The organism is Nitrobacter sp. CN101 (assembly GCF_055390255.1).
Window position 1 is genome coordinate 1525619 of record NZ_AP038833.1, and the last position, 21276, is coordinate 1546894.

Annotated in this window: 15 protein-coding genes and 1 pseudogene; 14 read left to right on the top strand and 2 right to left on the bottom strand. The window is 56.7% G+C overall.

The window, feature by feature from the left end:
- Positions 1-88 precede the first annotated feature (88 nt).
- Entirely contained in the window at positions 89-1246 is a 1158-nt protein-coding gene (locus ACZ5IL_RS07520) for an MFS transporter (RefSeq protein ID WP_464596861.1), read from the bottom strand.
- A 780-nt stretch (positions 1247-2026) separates the two neighbouring features.
- A complete protein-coding gene (locus ACZ5IL_RS07525) occupies positions 2027-3274 on the bottom strand; it encodes an O-antigen ligase family protein (RefSeq protein WP_464596096.1) in 1248 nt (415 codons plus the stop codon).
- A 514-nt stretch (positions 3275-3788) separates the two neighbouring features.
- On the opposite strand from ACZ5IL_RS07525, the pseudogene ACZ5IL_RS07530 reads away from it, so the two are divergent.
- The 14 genes and pseudogenes from ACZ5IL_RS07530 to ACZ5IL_RS07595 all read left to right on the top strand — a co-directional run.
- A pseudogene (locus ACZ5IL_RS07530) lies at positions 3789-4654 on the top strand (IS3 family transposase); the annotation flags it as partial.
- A gap of 497 nt (positions 4655-5151) precedes the next feature.
- On the top strand, positions 5152-6030 hold the full coding sequence (locus ACZ5IL_RS07535; RefSeq protein ID WP_464596097.1) for a hypothetical protein: 879 nt from the start codon (positions 5152-5154) through the stop codon (positions 6028-6030).
- 383 nt (positions 6031-6413) lie between these two features.
- Positions 6414-8231: an asparagine synthase (glutamine-hydrolyzing) gene (gene asnB / locus ACZ5IL_RS07540; RefSeq protein WP_464596862.1), complete on the top strand. Its 1818-nt coding sequence runs from the start codon at positions 6414-6416 to the stop codon at positions 8229-8231.
- A 1-nt stretch (position 8232) separates the two neighbouring features.
- A complete protein-coding gene (locus ACZ5IL_RS07545) occupies positions 8233-8994 on the top strand; it encodes a class I SAM-dependent methyltransferase (RefSeq protein WP_464596098.1) in 762 nt (253 codons plus the stop codon).
- Complete coding sequence (locus ACZ5IL_RS07550) at positions 8991-9815, top strand: class I SAM-dependent methyltransferase (RefSeq protein ID WP_464596100.1); 825 nt, start codon at positions 8991-8993, stop codon at positions 9813-9815. Before ACZ5IL_RS07545 ends, ACZ5IL_RS07550 begins: the two co-directional genes overlap by 4 nt.
- Entirely contained in the window at positions 9812-10585 is a 774-nt protein-coding gene (locus ACZ5IL_RS07555) for a class I SAM-dependent methyltransferase (protein ID WP_464596102.1), read from the top strand. Before ACZ5IL_RS07550 ends, ACZ5IL_RS07555 begins: the two co-directional genes overlap by 4 nt.
- 28 nt (positions 10586-10613) lie before the next feature.
- Positions 10614-11054, top strand: coding sequence for a GtrA family protein (locus ACZ5IL_RS07560; RefSeq protein WP_464596103.1), 441 nt, complete (start codon positions 10614-10616; stop codon positions 11052-11054).
- Between the two features lie 334 nt (positions 11055-11388).
- Positions 11389-12195 (top strand): class I SAM-dependent methyltransferase, encoded by an 807-nt coding sequence (locus ACZ5IL_RS07565; RefSeq protein ID WP_464596104.1) that lies wholly within the window; start codon positions 11389-11391, stop codon positions 12193-12195.
- Between the two features lie 669 nt (positions 12196-12864).
- Entirely contained in the window at positions 12865-14073 is a 1209-nt protein-coding gene (locus ACZ5IL_RS07570; RefSeq protein ID WP_464596105.1) for a glycosyltransferase, read from the top strand.
- Between the two features lie 33 nt (positions 14074-14106).
- Positions 14107-16152 (top strand): asparagine synthase (glutamine-hydrolyzing), encoded by a 2046-nt coding sequence (asnB, locus tag ACZ5IL_RS07575; protein ID WP_464596106.1) that lies wholly within the window; start codon positions 14107-14109, stop codon positions 16150-16152.
- On the top strand, positions 16139-18166 hold the full coding sequence (locus ACZ5IL_RS07580; RefSeq protein WP_464596107.1) for a heparinase II/III domain-containing protein: 2028 nt from the start codon (positions 16139-16141) through the stop codon (positions 18164-18166). The genes asnB (ACZ5IL_RS07575) and ACZ5IL_RS07580 overlap by 14 nt, the downstream gene beginning before the upstream one ends.
- Positions 18154-19371, top strand: coding sequence for an oligosaccharide flippase family protein (locus tag ACZ5IL_RS07585; RefSeq protein ID WP_464596108.1), 1218 nt, complete (start codon positions 18154-18156; stop codon positions 19369-19371). Before ACZ5IL_RS07580 ends, ACZ5IL_RS07585 begins: the two co-directional genes overlap by 13 nt.
- A gap of 138 nt (positions 19372-19509) precedes the next feature.
- Positions 19510-20340: a class I SAM-dependent methyltransferase gene (locus ACZ5IL_RS07590; RefSeq protein ID WP_464596109.1), complete on the top strand. Its 831-nt coding sequence runs from the start codon at positions 19510-19512 to the stop codon at positions 20338-20340.
- Positions 20341-20452: 112 nt separating this feature from the next.
- Complete coding sequence (locus tag ACZ5IL_RS07595) at positions 20453-21265, top strand: NAD-dependent epimerase/dehydratase family protein (RefSeq protein WP_464596110.1); 813 nt, start codon at positions 20453-20455, stop codon at positions 21263-21265.
- Positions 21266-21276: the final 11 nt, after the last annotated feature.

Consider the following 21276-nt stretch of genomic DNA (forward strand, 5'->3'; position numbering starts at 1 on the left):
GATGGCAGGAGGCGGAGTGAAGACAGAGAAAAGGTCATGAGCTCCGGAATGTCCTCATTAAGCGTCATTCCCGGCGAGCTTCGGTCGTTCACGCGCCGCTTACTGTTTGAATCTTCTGAGCCGCACTCGGTTGTTTCAAGGACGGTTTTGTGTCCCTGAAGCCAACCCTCGAAAACACGATGTAGAATGCGGCGACGTTCATTAATGCCCAGATCGCAAAGCCCAGGGTGTATTCGCCCAAAAGTTGCTTGCTAGTGGCCAGGATCATCGTCATGGCGAAGCCACAGGCGGCGCCGGCGGCCTTGGCGAGCCCGCTGACCGCACCGACATGCACAAAGTACATTGGGATCAGCTTGATGACGGCCGCGGCGGCGGCACCGGACAGCAGCGCAAGCCCATACATGGCAAACAGCTGGATCGGCAGCGAGATCTGTAAGGCCATGAGCACGGCCAGAACGACCATAATACCGAACAACCAGCTCAAGATTCGAAACGGATCCGACCGGTCGGCCAGCCAACCACCCAGAGGCCGGGTAGCCGCGACACAGACCACCAATGGCGGAGTATAAACCATGGACGCCCGGATGGCATCCACATGCCATTGGTCAAGCAAATAGACCGACATGGCCGACGCGAAGAAGGTAAGGGTGCCAAACGAGACCCAGTAAAGGTACGTCACCAGCCACACCACCGCGCCTGAACGGTACACGGCGAAGATTTCACGCAGCGACGTTTTCTTGAGCTTCCTGTTCGGCGGATCGGACGTAAAGAACCAATAGACCAAGGCCATCAAGAATGTAGCACTAGCGAAGATTGGGAATATCAGGCGCCAGCCATCGGGGCCGGTCAGAACACGGGTAATCAGAAAAGTAACGGTCACCATGCCGACGGTAATGCCGACATTGCCCATACCAAAGAGACCAAGGGCTGTCCCCTGCTTCGATTTTGGGTACCAAGATGAAACATGAGCGTTGCCGACGACGAAGCTCGCGCCTCCCAGTCCGAGCAGCGTGCCCACAATCAGAAAGGTGTAATAGCCCTGGGCAAAGTACCCGAAAAGAAGAGGAAGGGTGAGAGTCAGAAGCAGAAGCGTGAAAACGCTCCGACCGCCGAACTTGTCACTCAAGATCCCGAGCGGAATGCTGACCGCCGCCGCGAAAAAAGGCTCCATCGCTGTCAGGACAAGCACCTGGGTTGCGCTGAAATCGTACCACTTGATTAAAAAAGGGGCGAGCGCGGCAAACATTCCCCAAACCGCGAAACCCAGCGCAAATGCCAGGGACGAAATCCACAAAACCCTGGAGTTGCCTGAGGGCTGGAGCGTCACATCAGCCGCGATAACCGGATTTTTCACGACATCTCCCAACAAAGAGAACGCGCTTGCGCGAGCATCAAGTTCCGGTTCCGGCCACGCATTGTGACGGTCAAGCAACGCTTCCCGACGAGTCACAGACGGCTTTTAGTCTTTCTAAGTAAACTAGTTTACAGAGTATCTCTTAGCGACCTTCGCGTCTATTTATTTCCGAAGGGCAACGATCAACCTTCACGCCTAGTCCATCACACCAACGTTTCCGCACAGTCGGCGAGTCTCGTCGGTGAGGTGGAGCCTAATCCGATTTCAGTCTGCTGTGCAGACCAAAGCGGATCCGCCGTCCGCTGGGTCCACGCCCTCAATCAATCACAGGGCCCAAACCGGTCATTTGTGGTCGGGAAGGCGATATGTAGGTTCTGGAAATAGGAGCATTAAAAAAAGGGCCGCTAAGCGTCGCCGCGCACCTGGTGGGGGATGGCTTCGATTTTGATGATGCCGTGGCGCTTCGGCCCGCCAAATTTGTCGCAGCGCCCTTGGGCCAGCCCGGACGTGCATCAAATTGGGGTCGGTAGAGGAGAAAAGGGCCCTGCGATGATGTTTGGCAATTATTCCGGCGCGTGCGCCGCCGGTTTCGCGACGGTCCGGGTGCGTTCCCGCTTCATTCCCACGTGACCATAAGCCGGTCGGGATCTCGGACCGGCTCGTGACGCCACATCACGTGATCGAGGCGGCATTTGGCGAAGGCTTGCGAAACTTCGAAATTATGCCGGCGGCAACACCGACGCCCATCACATAAATCCAGCCTTCGACATAATCGGAAATGTGCGAGTTGAAGAGCGAATCAAAGACGTTCTGACTCACCACGATCATCCCGAGCCAGGAAATCCAATGCATTTCTGTAAACATCATAAAATGCACGATCCACATCGCCCACAACAGGATGACCCCGACCACACCCCACTCCATCGCGAAATAGAGCGTCTGGTTGTGCGGATTGGCGACGATCTGTTCGTCGGTCACTGTTTTGCCTATGGCGTCACGCTCGAACAAGCCACGTATGGATCCAGTGCCATGGCCGGCCAGCGGGGCACTCTGGATGAATTCGAGCCCCTTGGACCAGTATTCGAGACGAAGTCCCACGGATGTCGTCTGACTGTTGCTCACCGTGTATTGCTGGTGAATGCTGTGGATCCGCGTGCGCAGGTTGGGCGCAAGGAACCAGGTGAGCACCGCGACAACGGCGATCACCAGATACAGAGCGAGCGCGCGGCGCCATCCTATGTACCGCAGCGTCGATATCAGCAGCAGAACCGGAAGCGAGACAAGGGAGGTCCGGGACGAGGCAACAAACGCCATATTGAGCAGGAATGCGAAAGCGAGCGCGATGAAGCCGGCGGCTGCAGACGGTCGTTTTTTCTGCCACATGACGATCGCGAGCGCAGCCGTGCCGAAGACGCAAAGCACGAACTCCACGCCCTGCGTGATCCAGTTCTTGACGGGAACGCCGGGGATTTTGTCCGAAGCCAGAATGATCTGCGGTTCGAACCAGCTAAACCACGACAGGGCAAGCAGAACGGTGCATGACGCCAGGAACGCGAGAAAGACAGTGAGTCCTTTCCCGGAGCGCTCGAACTGATGCATCAGGAGTGGAATGGCGAGCAGCTTGACCATCGATCCGACGGTATGTAGCCGGGCACCCCACGGGGCGTCGGCCCAAAGCATCCCGAAGGCCGCGAGGCAAAACAATGCGACGGGCAGCCAGCATGCGGGGAGGCGGAGCTGGTCCTGGAGATGCTCGACGGCGATCCCGGTCGCGAGGGCGATGAACCAGAGCACCGTGAACACGCCGAAGATCGTGGTGGACCACGGCAGCGAGATAGCCATTAGGATGGCGAGGTGATGCGCCATGCGGGATCTGTGCGAGGCGCTGACCCAGTCACCCATCGCTTGTTGAATGCGCATCGCCCTTATCATCGTTAGTCTGCATCCTGGCTGATCTGGATCATAGGTTTATCATAATGAAAGCGACGGAATAAGCTGTACGCGGCCCGGGACACCAAGTTGGTTATTCACGACTAGGGTCGGGCCCGTGCTTTGCGCGATTTGGTCGGGGCTTTTGTGATAAGGTCGTCCTAGTCGAAGCGGCGGATGCTGCCATAGATGAGGCCGCCGGCGCCTGCATCGGTCCCCAGTGGCGAACTGCCGCACGGCAGTCAGTCCCGAGCGGACGCGGGTCATGTCCAGGACCGTGAAGCGGGAGAGTGCCTGCGAGGCACGCGGGAAGGGCTTCAGAAACTCCGGCGGGACGAGGGTACGGAGGAGGGCAGGTCTTGTAGGAATGTACGGACTTACGAAACGTTCTTTCTCTTTGGCCAGATGACCAGGAATGCACAAATTCAGGCGCGACGCGGACTGGACTTGCCCGGGACAAAGTGGAGGGACTTTTTGGTAGCGCTGGACGCGACAGGAGGCCCCGATGGGAAAACGCGATCGCTGGACATTTACCGAAGAGTTCAAGCAGGAAGCAATGCGGCTGACGGAAACCAGCGGACGCACGATCGGCCAGGTAGCAAGTGATTTGGGGATCGGATTATCCTGCTTGACGCGGTGGAAGCGGAAATACCGAGAAGCCGATCTGCTGGCCGGCCCGCACGAGGATACGGCCCGGGAGCTGGCGCGCCTTCGCAAGGAGAATGAACTTCTTCGTCAGGAACGTGAGATCCTCAAACGGGCCGCAACTTTTTTCGCCAAGGAGGGAAGTCGATGAGGTTCCGCCTCATCGATCAGGCGAAGAAGGAATTCCCCGTGCATCGCCTGTGCAATGTTCTTGGCGTCAGCGAGAGCGGGTATTTTGCCTGGAAGGGCCGTCCTGCCAGCCGCCGGCAAAATGAGGATATGGTCCTGCTGGCGCATATCCGTGCCCAGTTCTCGACGTCCAATGAGACCTATGGCGCACCGCGGATGCATGTCGAACTCAAGGAAGAGGGGCTTGCTGTCGGACGGCATCGTGTGGCTCTGATGCGCGGTAATGGCCTGAAAGCCCTGCAGCGCCGCTACAAGAAGACGACCGACAGCAATCATGGTGGTCCGGTCGCCGTCAATCTCCTCGACCAGGACTTCGGTTGCGACGACCCCGATCAGAAGTGGGGCGCCGACATCAGTTACATCTGGACTGCCGAGGGCTGGCTCTATCTGGCGATCGTGCTCGACCTTTACTCCCGGCGCATTATCGGCTGCGCGACGAGCGATCGGCTGAAGAAGGACCTGGCCCTGAATGCGCTGCGGCGCGCAATTGCCGTGCGACAACCGTCACCTGGTCTGATCCAACACACCGATCGCGGCAGAGGGGGGCTTAATGCAGATCAGGTAGCGTGGGCTCAGCAGATTTATTATGGCGGCATAACGGCAGGGTATCTCGAAATGAGAGACTCTATTCTGTCATGGACGTCGGAGGCTGAGCCGTGGGTCTACCTTCCCGGATATCCGGCATTCCTCGCAGTCCTGTATGAGGTCGGCGTCAAGGATCTAGCTTTCGTCAGGTTTGCTCAGATCGTCATCGATTCACTTGCAATCTTTCCCCTTTATTTCGTGCTCTTTCACATTAGTAGGTCGGCATATCCGGCACTCGTCGGCTGCGTGATCTATGCGGTCGCTCCCTGGTGGAGTTCAGGTTCGACGTACCTGCTTGCCGAGTCGCTCTTGCCAGCGCTGGTCATTTTTCAATCGGCGACCATGGTAGCGATCAGGGATCGTGCCGCGAGCTCCGCCGGCTGGTTCGTGCTGGGACTGTCCTCAGCGATCCTGCCATTCTTTCGATCGGAAATGGTTCTCATGCGGCAATGGCATTCATCACACCGGTAGCGCTGCTTTGGCTGCTCTGGGTGGGCCGATGGGCAGAAGCGTTCCTGATCGTGTGGCCGATGCTCTACGTGCTCGCAAGCCTGGGCATCCTCTATGTAGAGCCGCGATATATTCGATATGCGGGATTGACCTATCTGCTGGCGCTTCCAATCGTTCTGACTAGGGGCATGGATATCTTACTCTCAGTGTCGTCGCGGCGACGTCCTGAGCCGCGCTATCTAAGGCGAATTGTCGGGAGCGTGGGGTTGGGCATTTTGGTGGTCGGCGCTGTCGTGCAATTCTTGTCTATGGAAGCAGTTGCGCAGAGCCAGGCGTTGTCTGATCGTTTGAACACCGCAGAATTGCGGTGGCGAATTTTATCCGATCGATTGCATTGGCGTGCATTGCTTGACATGACTTTCACGCTAGCCATTCCGGCGGTCGATGTGTCCCGCACCTCGTCTGGTTTAGAGGTTAATGCCCGCGCCCCCGACGGTCGTTATTTGCTGACGGCTCCGATAGGAGCTGAAACTAATGGGACAATAGCCATACGCTATCGCGTGACCTTACAAAGGGGCGCCATAGGGTTCGGGGTGTTCTCCGCAGACGGTGGCACCTGGTTATCGTATCGCCCTTTGTCTGGTGCTCCGGGCAATAACCTTGATGGAATGTTCGTTAGCTTTGTCAATCCAGGCAGTTCCTTCGTGGTGGTCGCTCAAGATACAGGAGACGAGTTGCGCGCTACCATCGGCAGGCTCGAGTGGGCCGTGGTTTGTACTGGTTCTTTCAGCTTTTTGGGCACGCTCTTTGGAAGCGAACCCGTCGAGCCGGTCGATTGTCCCGTCTCGGACGTCTGCGCAGCGCCAGTTGCAGTCTAGAGTGCGATTGAACTGATAGGTCACCCTCTGATAATGCTGGGCCAGCCTCGCCACTGAACCGCCTTCTATTCGTGGCAGCAGTATTTATTCCTTTCTTCGAAAGAAACCACAATGATCTCGGCGATGGAAATTAAAGCGAAGGTAACCCCCGTGGGCGCTCGCGCGGCAGACGCCGCTGCCGATCCTTGCCGCGATGACATTCCTTGTTGGAGTGCTCAGCCTGCTGATGGGCATGCTCGCCGAGATGATGGTACGTACTTTTTTGAGTCTAGCGGGCGGCGCTCCTACAGCGTTCGCGGAGACGATCAATATCAAGGATAGTTGAAGTTATGTGCGGAATCGCAGGCTTTGTCGGTCAGGGGGATCGGGCCGATTTGTTCGCGATGACGTTCGCGCTTGAGCATCGCGGACCTGATGCCGAAGGGTTCCATATTGATGATACTTCGGGCGTGTTTCTGGGTCACCGGAGGCTTGCTATCCGCGATATCAATGGCGGCGGCCAGCCGATGTGGAATGCAGTGCGCACGATCTGTGTGGTCTATAACGGGGAGATCTACAATCACGAAGCGCTACGCGCCGAGTTGGAAGCGAAAGGACACGTCTTCATAACCAGCCATTCAGATACCGAGGTGTTAGTCCATGGATATGCTGAATGGGGAACGGGACTGGCAGCGCGCCTGAATGGCATGTTCGCGTTTGCCATCCTCGACACGCGGCGACGGCAGTTTTACCTGGCGCGCGACCGCTTCGGCGAAAAGCCACTTTACTACTCGAAACGGCGGAGGCTGTTCGGCTTTGCCAGCGAGTTGACAGCGCTTACCCGGCATCGCGACATTTCTGCGGCCCCATCGCCGTTGGCGCTACGCAAACTGTTTGCATATGGCTACCTGCCTGCTCCGCACGCGCTTTACGAGGGTACTGCGAAACTACCCGGCGGCCATTTCATGACGGTTGATCTCGAGACTTTAGAAACGAAGATCGATGCCTATTGGCACTTCACGCTGGAGCCTGACGAAGCATTAGCTTATCATGGCGAAGAGGCGTTGGCGGAGCAGCTTCGCGGGCTCCTCATTGCTGCGACAGAACGCCGTCTCGTGAGCGATGTTGCGATTGGTATCTTCCTCAGTGGCGGACTTGATTCGAGCATGGTGCTCGCCGCCGCTGCCCAAAAACGTCCTGCGGGGGAGATAGAAAGTTTCACCATTGGCTTCACCGAACCTTCTTATGATGAATCGGAGTTTGCCCGCGTCGTCGCCAATCACGTCGGTTCGAGGCACCACGAGCGTATTCTCGATCTGGATACGGCGCGCGACTTGATCCCGCCGGTTCTATCTCGTCTCGACGAGCCACACTCAGATGCTTCTATTCTGCCGACCCACATGCTGAGCGCCTTTGCGCGCGAGCAGGTGACGGTGGCGTTAACCGGCGATGGTGGCGACGAACTATTCGCCGGCTATGATCCGTTTGTTGCCCTTAAGCCGGCTGCACTCTATGCAGCGCTGGTACCCGCGCCCGTCCACACGTTGCTGCGTGCGCTGGCCGGGCATATGCCGCGCTCGTCGCGGAATATGAGTCTGGATTTCAAGATTCGCCGGACCCTAATGGGGTTGTCGCAACCGGAATCGGCATGGGCACCAGCCTGGATGGCCCCCATAGATCCAGACGTGATAAGCGAATTATTCGAGGAGCCGGTTAGGCCAGAGGATCTTTTCAGCGAAGCTATGGAACTCTGGGAAACGGGGCCAGCTCAAAATCGTGTCGATCGTTTGCTTCAGTTCTTCACGACGTTCTATCTCCAAGACGACATATTGGCGAAAGTCGATCGTGCTTCAATGATGTGCTCACTGGAAACGCGCTCGGTTTTTCTCGACAACGATGTGGTTGATTTTGCACGACGGCTGCCGTCCAACTTCAAATACCGGGATGGACAGCGAAAATATCTCCTGAAAAAGGCGCTGGCCCCGCTGCTGCCCCGCACAATCATTGAGCGTAAAAAGAAGGGATTTGGCATACCGCTGGCAGACTGGATGCATCAGGTTCCTGCGAATCCACCATTCGATCCTATTCCCGGCATCCGTCCAGCATGGATTAAGCGGGCCTGGCGCGATCATCGCAGCGGCCGGGCCGATCATCGTCTAGCGCTCTGGACTTGGCTGAGTTTACAACACACGTTGCATGCGTCAGCGCGAACCGGGCATTGACATGGATCGATCAGTCTTCGTTACCGAGGCAAAAATCGAAGCAACACATTGGTGGTTTGTGGTGCGCCGCCACCTGTTTGCCACATTGATCGAAAAGACCGGAATTTCCCGCGATGCCACTGTGGTGGATATTGGGACAGGAACCGGCGCCAATCTGCGGCTACTCACGCAGATGGGTTTTGTCGATGTGACGGGTATCGACCCCAGCGAACATGCCGCGCATTGGTGTGCCGAAAAGAATTTAGGTAATGTGCGCACTGGCGATATCCGAGCGCTTCCGCTCACCGATTCATCTGTGGACCTTTTGCTGGCGACCGACGTCATCGAACACGTCAACGAAGATGACCAGGCAGTTGCAGAAATCCGAAGAGTGCTGCGTCCAGGAGGCACAGCGCTGATCACTGTACCGGCGTTTCCCAGCCTGTGGGGATTGCAGGATATTAAATCGCATCATTATCGGCGCTATCGTATGACGCCGTTTCTGAAGTTGCTTGAGCAATCTGGTCTGGTTGTCGAGAACAATTTCTACTTCAACTATCTGTTGTTCGCCCCGATCTATGTGGCGCGACAGATCATTAGGCTGGCGGGAGTTGAACTTAGCAGCGAGAATGAAGTCAACAATCCTGTGCTCAATCGCGTGCTAAGTTTTGTCTTCCGGCTAGATGTGATGACGGCGCCGTTTCTCAAGCCGCCAATTGGCGTATCTATCCTGGCGCTCGTCCGTCGCCCGAGGGATTGGAGCACGACAAAAGGTCACCCATGACAACACGTTTGACCAGCCGCACAATCGATGATTTTGGCGATCAGTGGACGCGCTACACTGCAAATGATGGCTTTTATGGTTCCCCGGAATTGCTCGCCGACATTTTCGGGCCAGTATTGTCGTTGGACGAATTGAAGGACAGGCGAGTAGCGGAGATCGGAAGTGGCACAGGCCGTATTGTGCACATGCTTCTTTCCGCTGGTGCAGAGCATGTGACGGCGCTGGAGCCCTCGCGAGCGATGGGCGTGTTGCGGGATAATACCCAACGCGAGGCAGGTCGCATCACCTATCTGCAATGCCGGGGTGAGGAAATACCTGCGGAGCCTGCGCAGGATATTGTGGTGTCGATCGGCGTGCTGCATCATATTCCCGATCCAGCTCCAGTCGTGGCCGCCGCATACAAAGCCCTCAAGCCTGGAGGTCAATTGCTTGTTTGGCTCTATGGATGGGAGGGAAACGAGGCGTATCTTTGGCTTGTACTTCCGATTCGAGCGATTTCAACGAGACTGCCGCACTGGTTGCTTTCGGCTCTGTGTCATGGTCTCAACGGTGGGCTGACCGTGTACATCGCGCTTGCGCGACTTTTTCGGGTGCCGTTACAGCGTTACATGACCGAAGTTATAGGCCGCTTTTCTCGAGAGAAACGCTATCTCGTTATCTATGATCAGCTTAATCCTGCCTATGCCAAGTATTATAGGGAAGCGGAAGCTCGGGAGCTTCTCGAGAGTGCTGGTTTCGAAGATATCGTCCTTTATCATCGACATGGCTATAGCTGGACGGTTATAGGCCGGCGGCCGACAAGCGGAACGGTAGGGACATGAATCAGCCAAGAAAATCAAATGCGCAGTCAGCGCATTATGACGCTATTCATGATGCTTATGAGGCCCACTACTATGATAGCGCCTCAATGGCATACCGGCATCGATTCCTCTATCAACCCCTGCTCGAAGGACTTCGGCTTGAAAGAGCGTCCGTCGCCGACCTCGCTTGTGGCAGTGGACACAATTCTTTGGCGCTGCGCAGTTATTTTCCGGAAGTCAACACGATCGGCTACGACATTTCGGAGGCTGCTTGTCGGGATTATCAGGTCAACACGGGTGCCGCTGCGCATCAGATTGATCTGACGCAGCCCTATTCCGCGGATCTAAAGCATGATGCGGCCTTGATCGTTGGCGGCCTACATCACTGTGTCATCGACCTGAAGACGACGTTGAAGAACATCGCTCGCATCGTACGCCCGGGAGGCCATTTCATGATGATGGAGCCGAGCGATCATTTCTTTCTCAGTAGTGTCCGGCGATTTTGGTACAGAGCCGATCGCTGGTTTGAATCGGATACCGAGCGTGCCCTTAAGCACGATGAGCTTGTTGCAATGGCCGCTCCATACTTTCTTCCGGAGATATTGCTCTACACCGGTGGCCCCGCATTCTACCTTATCCTCAACAGTCTCATCACGCGGGTTCCGCTACGCATGAAGCCGGTAATGGCTCCAGTGCTGTTTCCGATCGAAGGCCTTTACAACCGGTTGCCTGGTCGCGCTCCCTTCGCGGTATTTCTGGCGCGATGGTGCCGGACAGACGTTGAGCTTTAAAGACGCACTGTAAATTCGGTTGTTTTTGATGCAGGGGCTGGAGCGAAACGGACGCGTCAGACGACTGCTGCGTTTCGTGCTGGTAGGGGTTTTGACTGCAGCGCTATATGCGGTTGTTCTAGTTGTTGCAGTAGAGGTTTGTGGTGTTCCTGCGGCTTTCGGCGCCGGAAGTGCCTACCTTCTTGCTACCGGTTTCAACTATTTCGCACACTACACGTGGACGTATAAAGCCGATCATCATCATCGTTCGACTGGACTCAGATACCTAATTTCTATAGTCATTTTATTTTGCATCAATGTCGTAGCGACAGGCACCCTGCCAAAGACGCTCGGAGTGAGCTATTGCGCAGTTCAAGTCTCACTCATGTTATTGACCGCCATCGCCACATTCATTTCTTTGAGCATGTGGGTTTTTTCAGCGAGATCTCTGCATGACAGAGTCTGTCGGAGGTTGGTTGGCAGAGACTGACGCTAAAGCCGCCGCCTTTTGGCAGAGCAAGATGCCCCCGGTATTCGATAGTTCCTATCTAAGAAATCTGCTAGTGCGATCGGAACGGATTGGTCCTATACCCTGCTTTCAAAGTGTCGTAAATTGCGTTTTGGGCCATTTTCGGGGATGGTGATAGGCATTCGTTTGTGGGGTATGAAATTGAAATTTGAGCTGGATGCCAATGCTCCAAACTTAGGTTATTTCGTAGAACAGTCCTCGCTCCTGGGAGAACGATGTCCGCAGCCCAGACGTTGCTTGTGGTGATGAACTTTCACCCTTCACCAGCCCAATCTGCTTTGCAGGACGATTTGTTGTGACGAAGGTCAGTGCAAGTAACGAAGCCGCGCGAAGCACATGGGAGGTCAGGGCGGTTGGGGAGCAGCGTGCAATTGCGCCAAAGGGAACACTGGAATATTTCGAACAAATCCGGAGCTATCGTTACGGATACGAGACTCCTTGGATACCGAGGCTGTTTGAGTTCAAGCAGTTGGCCGGCAAGTCGGTGTTGGAGGTAGGCGTTGGTCACGGCATCGACGGTGTTGAGATGGCGCGATGCGGGGCAAAATATTATGGTATTGATATTACCCGCAATCACATAGATCTCGCTCGCCGCAACTTTGAACTGCACCAGTTGCGTTGCGAGATATTCGAGGGAGATTTGTTGGAAACCGATGTGCCTTCGCCCTTCGATGTTGTCTACTCGTTTGGAGTGTTGCATCACATCGCTCATGAGAAGGCGTATCTTCAAAAGATACGAACATTGCTTACCAGTGACGGCAAGCTGATGATCGCGGTCTATTCGAAATATAGCTTTTTCAACGTATGGCTCGTCGTAACGCGATGGCTCCGGGGCAGTAAACATTCGTTGGACGATTGGCGAAGTCATGTAGCAGAGAGAAGCGACCTGGGCTCGCCTGTTGTCATCAAAATCCGTTCACGACGAGAAATTGAGGCCCTTCTTCAATCAAGTGGATTTGTTGTCGAACGATATTACAAGCGCGGCTTTGTGCGGAACTACATTCCAGTTTTGGGAAGGCTTCTGGAGCCGGATGGTATAATGCTCAACGCGCTAGGAAGCGTTTTAGGATGGTATCACATCTTCATTTGTAGAGCAGTTTGATCACAAACTCCGCTCCTTACAAGTCGGAGAATTTCGTTTTTTCCGTGATGGTTAGCTTATGACGGCGCTGAGACTTAAGAATAAGCTTGGTCAGGGGGTAGGTTTTCCAAGTTTGATGAGTGCTCGCAAGAAGGCAATGTTTTTGATATGCTCACGACGGACCCTGCCAAGAAGCTTGTCGTGATAAGCTTTCATCCCATCACGAAGGCCTTTTCACAAAAGATCGAGAATACATTAGGATCAATCGATAGTTATTTCGATGCAGCAGATCTAAGGAATTTGCCTCTGGTCGACAGCATTCGGGGTCTCAGAAATATTCAAACTGACAAATTGATTGTTGCCCTGGAAAGCGATGCTGGGCGCGCTCTTTTCGTTCCTTTGTCCATTGCTGCGGTTTTTACGCGTGCGAAGTCCGTAGAAGTGGTGTGGCCTGATCTGCGTGTTGAAGCCATCCCGCGCCTGACAGTACTTCGCAATCTTTGTCGAGTAGGCTACGAAACGTTGATCTCACGACGATCCCTTGCGCGATCGAAGCGAGCGGGTCGGGAAATGTTCAAGGTTGCGATGCCTCGAAGCTTGCCGCCGGCAACGGGATCGCGTGTTCTCTATCTCGACGCGAACATATCTCTGGGAACCCCCGTCGGAGGTTCGATCGGGCATACGGCCGGCGTGATCGATGGATTTTTGCAGCACGAGTTCAAGGTCGATTACGCGAGCCTGAAGTCGATGCCGACGCGAAAGCAAGGCGCACACTGGCTGCAGCTTCGCCCCGAGACCTTGCTGGCCATACCGCCCGAACTGAATTTCTACCGCTATGCTGAGGCGATCGACGCAAAATTGACGCCCTTGCATCGCGCCGGGCCATGGTCGTTCATTTACCAGCGCTTTTCCCTGCACAACTTCGTAGGCTCACATCTGGGCCGCAAATTCGATATTCCGGTCGTGCTGGAATACAACGGCTCGGAAGCATGGGCTGCAAAGAACTGGGGAACCAGGCTTGCGCTTCATGATGCTGCCGTCGCAGCCGAGGATGTCGCGCTCGCGACCGCGGATCTCGTCGTGACGGTTTCGGATCAATTGGGTTGCGAGTTGCAGGATCGCGGAATTCCCGACGACCGGATTCTCGTCTATCCGAATTGCGTCGATCCTGAGGTTTTCGACAGCAAGCGCTTCTCCATCGACGAACTGGCCGGACTGCGCGACCGCCACGGCATTGCTCGCGACGCCACGGTCGCCGGCTTCATCGGCACGTTCGGCCAATGGCATGGTGTCGAATTTCTCGCCGAGTGTATTCGGGATATGGTTCGTGATGAGCCGGGTTGGATCGAGGCCAGAAAGCTGCATTTCCTCTTGGTCGGGGACGGCGTGAAAATGCCTCTGGTGCGGCAACTGCTTGACCATCCTGACGTGGCACGGCATGTGACACTGACCGGACTGGTCGCCCAGTCGGAGGCTGCCAAATACCTCGCGTGCTCGGATTTGCTGATTTCGCCTCATGTCCCGAATGTCGATGGCTCCGAATTCTTCGGTTCGCCGACGAAGCTGTTCGAGTACATGGCCATGGAGAAGCCGATCATAGCCTCCGCTCTCGGGCAGATCGCAGAGGTCATTTCGGGTCGGGGCGCGACCCGATTGGGAACCATGCCCGCCGGGGCCGGCGCGGCCTGCGGCTTCCTGTTCGAACCGGGGAATGCGCCGGAGTTCAAAAAGGTGCTACATCGGGTCGTGGATGATTTGCCGGCCGCCGCCGACACGGCGCAAGCGGCACGGCAAGAGATCCTAAATCGATACACATGGCCGCGTCATGTAGACGCAATCCTGAACAGGATGATGGAAAACCGCCTTCTGGCGCGGCAGCCCAAACGATCGGCTGCTTAGCTCCGGCGCGGCGGGAACGGGAATTTTTTCGACATGTGCGGAATAGTCGGAGTTTTGTCATATGGCGGCAGGGGGTTCGTCGAGCGGCCAATATTGGAACGAATGCGGGATGTGATGGTCCATCGCGGGCCGGACGGCGGCGATCTGTGGATTTCGGAAAGCCGCAAGATCGGCCTCGGCCATCGCCGGCTCTCGATCATCGACCTCGCCAGCGCTGCGACGCAGCCGATGCATAATGAAGACGGCAGCGTCGTCATCACGTTCAACGGCGAGATCTACAACCATGCCCGGCTGCGGCCGGAACTCGTGGCCTCGGGCCATCGGTTTCGCACCGACCATAGCGATACCGAGGTCCTTGTTCATGGCTACGAGGAATGGGGTCTTGAAGGTCTCCTCGCGCGAATCGAGGGTGACTACGCATTCGGCATTTGGGACGAGCGGAAGGGGGTGCTCTCGCTCACGCGCGACAGGATTGGCGTCAAGCCGCTTTATTTCGCCTATATCGGCGGCTGCTTTACGTTCGCCTCGGAAATGAAGTCGCTGGTTCAGCATCCGGCTTTCTCGCCGGATATCGAACCTCATGCGATGTATCATTACCTGTCTTACCTGACGACGCCGGCGCCGCTGACGATGATGCGCGGTATCTACAAGCTGCCTGCGGGCTGCAGCCTGACCGTCGACCGCGCAGGGGAAGCCAAGATGTCGCGCTATTGGGACGCGACGCCGGGACGCGGCATCGATCCCAGCGAGACGAGGGGGCTATCGGACGGCGCACTCGAGGAATTCTACATCAAGGGAATCCGGGACCGGCTCCGGGAAAGCGTCGACAAACGAATGATGTCCGATGTCCCGATGGGCGTTTTTCTGTCCGGTGGCGTCGATTCATCGACCAACGTCGCGCTGATGAGCGAATTTTCCAGCCGGCCGGTGGAGACATTTACGATCGGGTTCAGTGACTATCGGCATTTGAACGAGTTCGATTCCGCGAATGCGATAGCGAAGAAATTCAACACCAACCATCACGAAATATCGATTCAGAAGCAGGACATGATCGACTACCTGCCGAAGATGATTCATTCGCAGGATGAGCCGATCGCAGACTGGGTTTGCATTCCGCTCTATTTCGTGTCGAAGCTCGCTCACGATGCCGGCATGAAAGTCGTGCAGGTCGGCGAGGGGTCCGATGAGCAGTTCTGCGGCTATTCCGGTTATATGGCCTATCTGAATCTGTTCCACAAATACTGGTCGCCGTTCCGGAAATACCTGCCGCGGCCGGCGCAACATCTCGCCGCCGGAACGGCGCGGCTGTTGTCGGGAATGCATCCACGGCTTCCGATCTATGCCGACATCATCGATCGCGCAGCGCGTAGCCGGGAACATTTCTGGTCGGGAGCGATGGTGTTTCCCGATCTGATGAAAAGCCGGCTCGTAACCCCCGGTGGAATTGACGCGATGCGTACCGAGCGCGACAGCCGCGCGGAGGGACTGATCGATCCCGAATACCTCGAGCTTGACAGCTACAACGTCGTCCATAGTTTTCTCGGTCCGCTTGACGATAAGTTTCCGGACTCCGACGCGCTCACCCGCATGATCCACAGCGAATTCAGGCTGCGGTTGCCCGAGCTGTTGCTGATGCGGGTCGACAAGATCGGCATGTCGGAATCGCTCGAAGCGCGCGTGCCGTTCCTCGATCACAAGCTGGTCGAATTCTCCATGGACATTCCCGAGAAATGGAAGACCAAGGGTGGAGAGCCAAAGTATCTCTTGAAGAAAGCTGTCGAGGGCTTGATCCCCGACGATATCATCTATCGAAAGAAGATGGGTTTTGGCGCGCCGATGGGCGACTGGATGCGGAGCGACTTCGGTCAGGCCGTCCGTGCTTCGGTGCTCAGCTCCGGACTGATGCGACGCGGCTTGCTCAACGTGGCTTACATCGAGAAGTTGTTTGACTGGCACTTCAAGGGGCGTATGGATTCGAGCCTGTATCTATGGACGATCTACAATCTGACCGCATGGTACGACCTCTGGGTCGACCGCAAAGAGGTCGACACCTCGCAGTTGTCTGATGCGGCTGCTTGAGGCGGCGCTCCGCGCTCACCGGATTTTCCGTAAGCCGCCCGCCTACGTGGCCGAAAGGCTTTTGCGTGAGGCGGACTGCGAGCTGGATCGCTGGCTCGCACCGATCCGCGCAAGGCGCCTGAATCGGGCTCGCCTGCTTCAGATCGGCCGCGCGGCATCCATCGACGAGCTGTGGAAACGGTTTCGGAGTAGACCCTATCCTGCTCAGACGACGCCGGTCGATGTGACTGTGCTGGATCAGGTTCAGCCCGGCGAAAGCGACCGGATTTTGCAGGCAGCCGAGCGCGCCTGCGGCTGCATCGTCGATCTTTTGGGAACGGGACCTGTTTCGCTTGGGAGTTCGATCGATTGGGCTTACGACTATCGTGCGAAGTTCGGATGGCCGTCCGGCTTTGCGCGCTCGATCGACTACGTCAATCGCGATCGTCCGAGCGATATCAAGGTGCCTTGGGAGATTTCCCGCCTGCAGTGGGTGATCCCGGCTGGTCAGGCCTTTCTTTTCACGGGCGACGAGCGCTACGCATCTTCGGTTCGCGATATTCTTCAGGACTGGATCGACAAGAATCCGCTGGCCTATACGGTCAACTGGTCCTGCACCATGGAAGTCGCGCTTCGCCTCTTCACATGGAGCTGGCTGTTTCATGTCTTCGCCGGCAGTTCGTCCTGGAACGACGAGACGTTTCGAGCTGACTTCCTCGCAAGTTTCTATCTGCACGGCGACTTCACGCGCAGGCATATCGAAAAGGCCGACATCAACGGCAACCACTATACGGCGGATCTCGCCGGCCTCGTCGTGGCGGGGCACTTTTTTGGTGATTTCGGCGATGCGCCGCGCTGGCGCAACACCGGCTGGGCGGGCTTGCAGGAAGAAATCGTCAAGCAGGTTTTTGCCGACGGCGTGGATTTCGAGGCCTCGTGTCCATATCATCGGCTGGTGCTCGAATTGTTTTTGTGGCCGGCGCTCTTTCGGATCGCGGCAGGCGACACGGTGCCCGAGGGTTACGCCGGGCGGCTGCGTGCGATGTCGCGGTTCGTTGCTGCCTATGTGCGTTCCGATGGAACGAGCCCGCATTGGGGCGACGCGGACGACGCGCGTACGTTACCCTTCGGAGGGCAGGCGCTCGGTGATCATCGCTACCTGATCGGGATGGCAGGCGTTGCATTCAACGATAGCGAGTTGATCTCCCGATTTGGCGGATCCCGCTCGGAATTGATGTGGATCTTCGGGCCGCAAAAGGCGTCTTCGCTGCCGGTTACGCCGGGCGCGGTGTTGCCGTCCGCTGCTTTTCCCGACGGCGGCGTCTACGTCATGCGCCACAATGACAGCCACGTCTTCATCGACTGCGGGCCGCTCGGATTGGCGGGTCGCGGCGGTCATGGACACAATGACGCGCTGTCCTTCGAGGCGTGGCTCCGGGGCGCGCCGCTTGTCATCGATCGCGGGTCTTTCGTCTATACGGCATCCTTCGAGGATCGCAATGCGTTCCGCGCCACCGCGTCTCACAATACGCCTTGCATCGATCGCGAGGAAATGAACCGGTTCGATCCTGAGAACCTCTGGTCGATGCAGAACGACGCCCGGGCCGAATGCACGAGTTGGCAAAGCGAGAGCGGGAGAGATGTTTTTGCCGGCATGCATCACGGCTACGAGCGCCTGGGCGTCAACGTCGAGCGCGAGATCGTGCTGGATAAGTGCTCGGATACGCTGACGATCGCAGATCGCATTGCGGGGCAGGGACGGCACGATGTGACCATCCCGCTCCATCTGGCGCCCGGTGTGTCATGCGAGCGGTTCGGCGAGAGGGTCAGGCTGTATTCGGCCGGGCTCGCGTTCGATGTGACCGGTGAGGGTTCGGAGTGGCAACTCACCATTGAGCCAACGACGATTTCGCCAAGCTACGGAGTTGCGGTGCCGTCGCATCGGCTGCTGTGGCGGCATACGGGGGCTTTGCCTGCCGAGCTTACGGTGACGATGACGCCCGCTGTTGAGGCTGATCCGTCATGCGGCCGGTGACATATACATACGCGGAGATGCTGGCGGCGCGAGTCCTTGCGATTATCGGCTCTCTTGGCGTGACGATCCTGACGGCGAGGATGCTCGGCCCGGAAGACCGCGGCCGCTATTATTACTTTATCACGCTTGCCGCCGTCGGGATGCAGTTCGCGTCGCTCGGCATTCATGTGAGCAACACTTATCTGGTGGCGCGGACGCCGAGCCTGCTGCCGCAGATATTGACGAACACCGCGTGGATCGCCGTGATCGGCGGGGTGATCGCGGCCGCTGGTGCAGTGGTTTTCGACCTCGTGTCGAGCGGGTCATCGCTGAACGTCACGTTCGCGTTGATGCTGATCGTTTTAACGGCATCAACCCTGTTGTTTCTGTACCTGACAAACCTGGTCGTCGCGCTCAATCGTCCATCCGCCTACAACGGTCTGATCATCTTCGGCAGTCTGGCTTCGGTCGTTCTGGCAGCGATCGTCGCCTTTGTGTCGCCGAATCTCGGCGCGTTCGTTTTGGCGGCGGTCGGAGCCTCGGTGGCGTCCTCGCTGCTTGCATGGATTGTGCTGGCCAAGGGGATTCGGCTTCCGCGCCTGTTCGACTCCGCGCTTTTCCGGTCCGGCGTCGGCTATGCATTGAAGGCGCACACGTCGATCCTGCTCGGGTTTCTGATGTCCCGCATGAGCATTTTCATTCTTCGGCAATTCGGCGGCTTCGGTGACGTCGGATATTGGTCGATCGCGACCCAGATTACGGACGCCATGTTGATTCTGCCGTCGACGGTGGGGTTGTTGCTGTTTCCATCGCTCGTGCGCGCCGATCGGCTGGATCGTGATCGCGAGTTCAAGACTACGCTCGTTCAACTCAGCGCCTTGATGGCGGTGTTTTGCCTCGTGACAGCCTTGCTCATTCGCCCCGTCCTGTTGCTGGTCTTCGGTGTGGCGTACGAACCCGCTGTCGCTATTGTCTATGCGCTGTTGCCCGGCGTTTTCTGTCTTGCGGTGACTTCGGTTGCTTCGCAATTTCTGTCGGCCGAAGGCTATCCCTTGTCGCAGGTTCTGGCGTGGGTGGTTGGCGCTGCGATACAGGCGGTCCTGTCGATTATATTGTTCGAGAAAATCGGCGTGGTGGGCCTCGCCTGGGTGCAATCTGGAAGCGCCGCCAGCGTATGCGTGTGGCTGTTGATTAGCAGTCTTAAGTATGTTGGGCGAGGACGATGATACGAGGCGTGGGAACTGCGCGTCGAGGGAGGCTATGTTGCTCGCGGCCCTGAGGAATGATATTTTCGCGGACCGTTGAATTGTGATCTTTTTGTGTTTTGGTTCGCGAGAACCGCTTGTGCCGAAGCGAGCCTCAATATGAGCAACGTTGCTGCCTCGTCCAAATCCGATGTCGAGAATTTCTGGAATGCGGCGTCCTGCGGTGAACTCGCTTACGCGCAGGGCGCGGATTTCCGGACCCAGATGAAATCGCAAGCGGATGCGAGGTATCGGCTGGAACCGTACATCTACGATTTTGCACGTTTTCAGGATGGTCACGGAAAGAGCGTCCTTGAGATTGGTGTTGGCATGGGCAGCGATCACCAGCTGTGGGCAGAGCAGCTACCGCTCCGGCTGTGTGGCGTCGACCTGACCGAGCGGGCCATCAAGTTCACCTCGAACCGGTTGGCACTCCACAATGGTCTTAGCTCTGAGCTTCAGAAAGCTGATGCAGAAAATCTTCCGTTTCCTGACGCTTCGTTTGACATTGTTTACAGCTGGGGTGTGCTGCACCATACGCCCGATACACAAAAGGCCTTTGCCGAAGCCGCTCGGGTTCTCCGGCCAGGAGGCGTGGCGCGTATAATGATCTATCACAAATGGTCGCTGACCGGATTCATGCTCTGGCTTCGCTATGGCCTTGTCCGCCGGAAATTTCCATCTATGGCCGAAGTATATTCCGAGCATCTGGAGAGTCCGGGGACAAAAGCTTATACGGTGAAGCGGACACGCGAACTAGTTCGTCGAGCCGGGTTTCTCGGTGCGGATATCCGCATTCAGCTTGGCCCTGGCGACCTCTTGCAAGGAGGCGTGGGTCAACGCCATCAGGGCACGCTCCTGCATATAGCCAAGGCACTCTGGCCTCGAAAGTTATTGCATATTCTGGCTCCATCATTGGGCTTGTATCTCCTGATTGAGGCCCACCGTTAATCTTAAAACCGCTGACCGGTTGCAAAACCGAAATGCCGTGGAAATTGTTGGAGCGACGGTGGAACGATCCTGTCTTGTTGTTGGAAGTTCGAGCCAAATTGGATCTTGGCTTGTGCCGGACTTGCTGGCGAGCGGTTGGACTGCACATCTGATATCGCGTGGAATGGCGCGGCGGGCGGATGATGGGCCTTTCGCAATCTGGCACGAATTCGATTTGACCAAGCTCGATCGGCCGTTTCCGAACGTAGCTGCAAGCGTGTTGTTTCATACGGCCGGTATCGGCGCCATTTTACCTTGGCTGGAACGCACCCGAACGGCCGGGGTCGGTCGGGTCATCGCGTTCAGTTCGACAAGTCTTTTGACCAAGGCTGCATCAGACAGCGCCTATGATCGGGAAATGATCGGGAGGCTCGCTGCGTATGAGCAGAACTTTATTGCGACTTGCGAACGCCTCGGACTTGATTGGACCATTCTGCGGCCGACGATGATTTATGGCGGCAAGTTTGGCGACCGCACAGTGATGGACATTGTACGAGTGATCCGGAAGTTCGGCTTTTTCCCGTTACTTGGCAAAGCACGGGGGTTGCGTCAGCCGGTGCACGCCGCAGATCTGGCCACGGCTTGCATGCAAGTGGCGGACTGCCCAACAACCTTCAATCGAATTTACAATCTTGGTGGCGGGGAACGTCTGCCATACCGCAGCATGGTTGAGCGGATTTTCAAGGCAATGGACCGGACTCCGCGGTTTTTGCCTGTGCCCTTGGTTGGCTTCGAACTGGCTGTTCGCTTGGCTAACCTGCATCCCCGCTATCGTCATTTGACGTCCTCAATGGCGAAACGAATGAATCAGGATATGGTTTTCTCGATTGAGGAAGCGGATGCGGATTTTGGTTTTGCGCCGCGAGAGTTTCTTCCGCGCCTGTAAATGCCGAACGT

What these genes read in the sequence shown, in the direction of transcription:
- ACZ5IL_RS07520 (WP_464596861.1), bottom strand. Translation starts at nt 1,246, where the DNA reads ATGTTTGCCGCGCTCGCCCCTTTTTTAATCAAGTGGTACGATTTCAGC.
- ACZ5IL_RS07525 (WP_464596096.1), bottom strand. Translation starts at nt 3,274, where the DNA reads ATGCGCATTCAACAAGCGATGGGTGACTGGGTCAGCGCCTCGCACAGA.
- ACZ5IL_RS07535 (WP_464596097.1), top strand. Translation starts at nt 5,152, where the DNA reads ATGGCATTCATCACACCGGTAGCGCTGCTTTGGCTGCTCTGGGTGGGC.
- asnB (WP_464596862.1), top strand. Translation starts at nt 6,414, where the DNA reads ATGACGTTCGCGCTTGAGCATCGCGGACCTGATGCCGAAGGGTTCCAT.
- ACZ5IL_RS07545 (WP_464596098.1), top strand. Translation starts at nt 8,233, where the DNA reads ATGGATCGATCAGTCTTCGTTACCGAGGCAAAAATCGAAGCAACACAT.
- ACZ5IL_RS07550 (WP_464596100.1), top strand. Translation starts at nt 8,991, where the DNA reads ATGACAACACGTTTGACCAGCCGCACAATCGATGATTTTGGCGATCAG.
- ACZ5IL_RS07555 (WP_464596102.1), top strand. Translation starts at nt 9,812, where the DNA reads ATGAATCAGCCAAGAAAATCAAATGCGCAGTCAGCGCATTATGACGCT.
- ACZ5IL_RS07560 (WP_464596103.1), top strand. Translation starts at nt 10,614, where the DNA reads ATGCAGGGGCTGGAGCGAAACGGACGCGTCAGACGACTGCTGCGTTTC.
- asnB (WP_464596106.1), top strand. Translation starts at nt 14,107, where the DNA reads ATGTGCGGAATAGTCGGAGTTTTGTCATATGGCGGCAGGGGGTTCGTC.
- ACZ5IL_RS07580 (WP_464596107.1), top strand. Translation starts at nt 16,139, where the DNA reads ATGCGGCTGCTTGAGGCGGCGCTCCGCGCTCACCGGATTTTCCGTAAG.
- ACZ5IL_RS07585 (WP_464596108.1), top strand. Translation starts at nt 18,154, where the DNA reads ATGCGGCCGGTGACATATACATACGCGGAGATGCTGGCGGCGCGAGTC.
- ACZ5IL_RS07590 (WP_464596109.1), top strand. Translation starts at nt 19,510, where the DNA reads ATGAGCAACGTTGCTGCCTCGTCCAAATCCGATGTCGAGAATTTCTGG.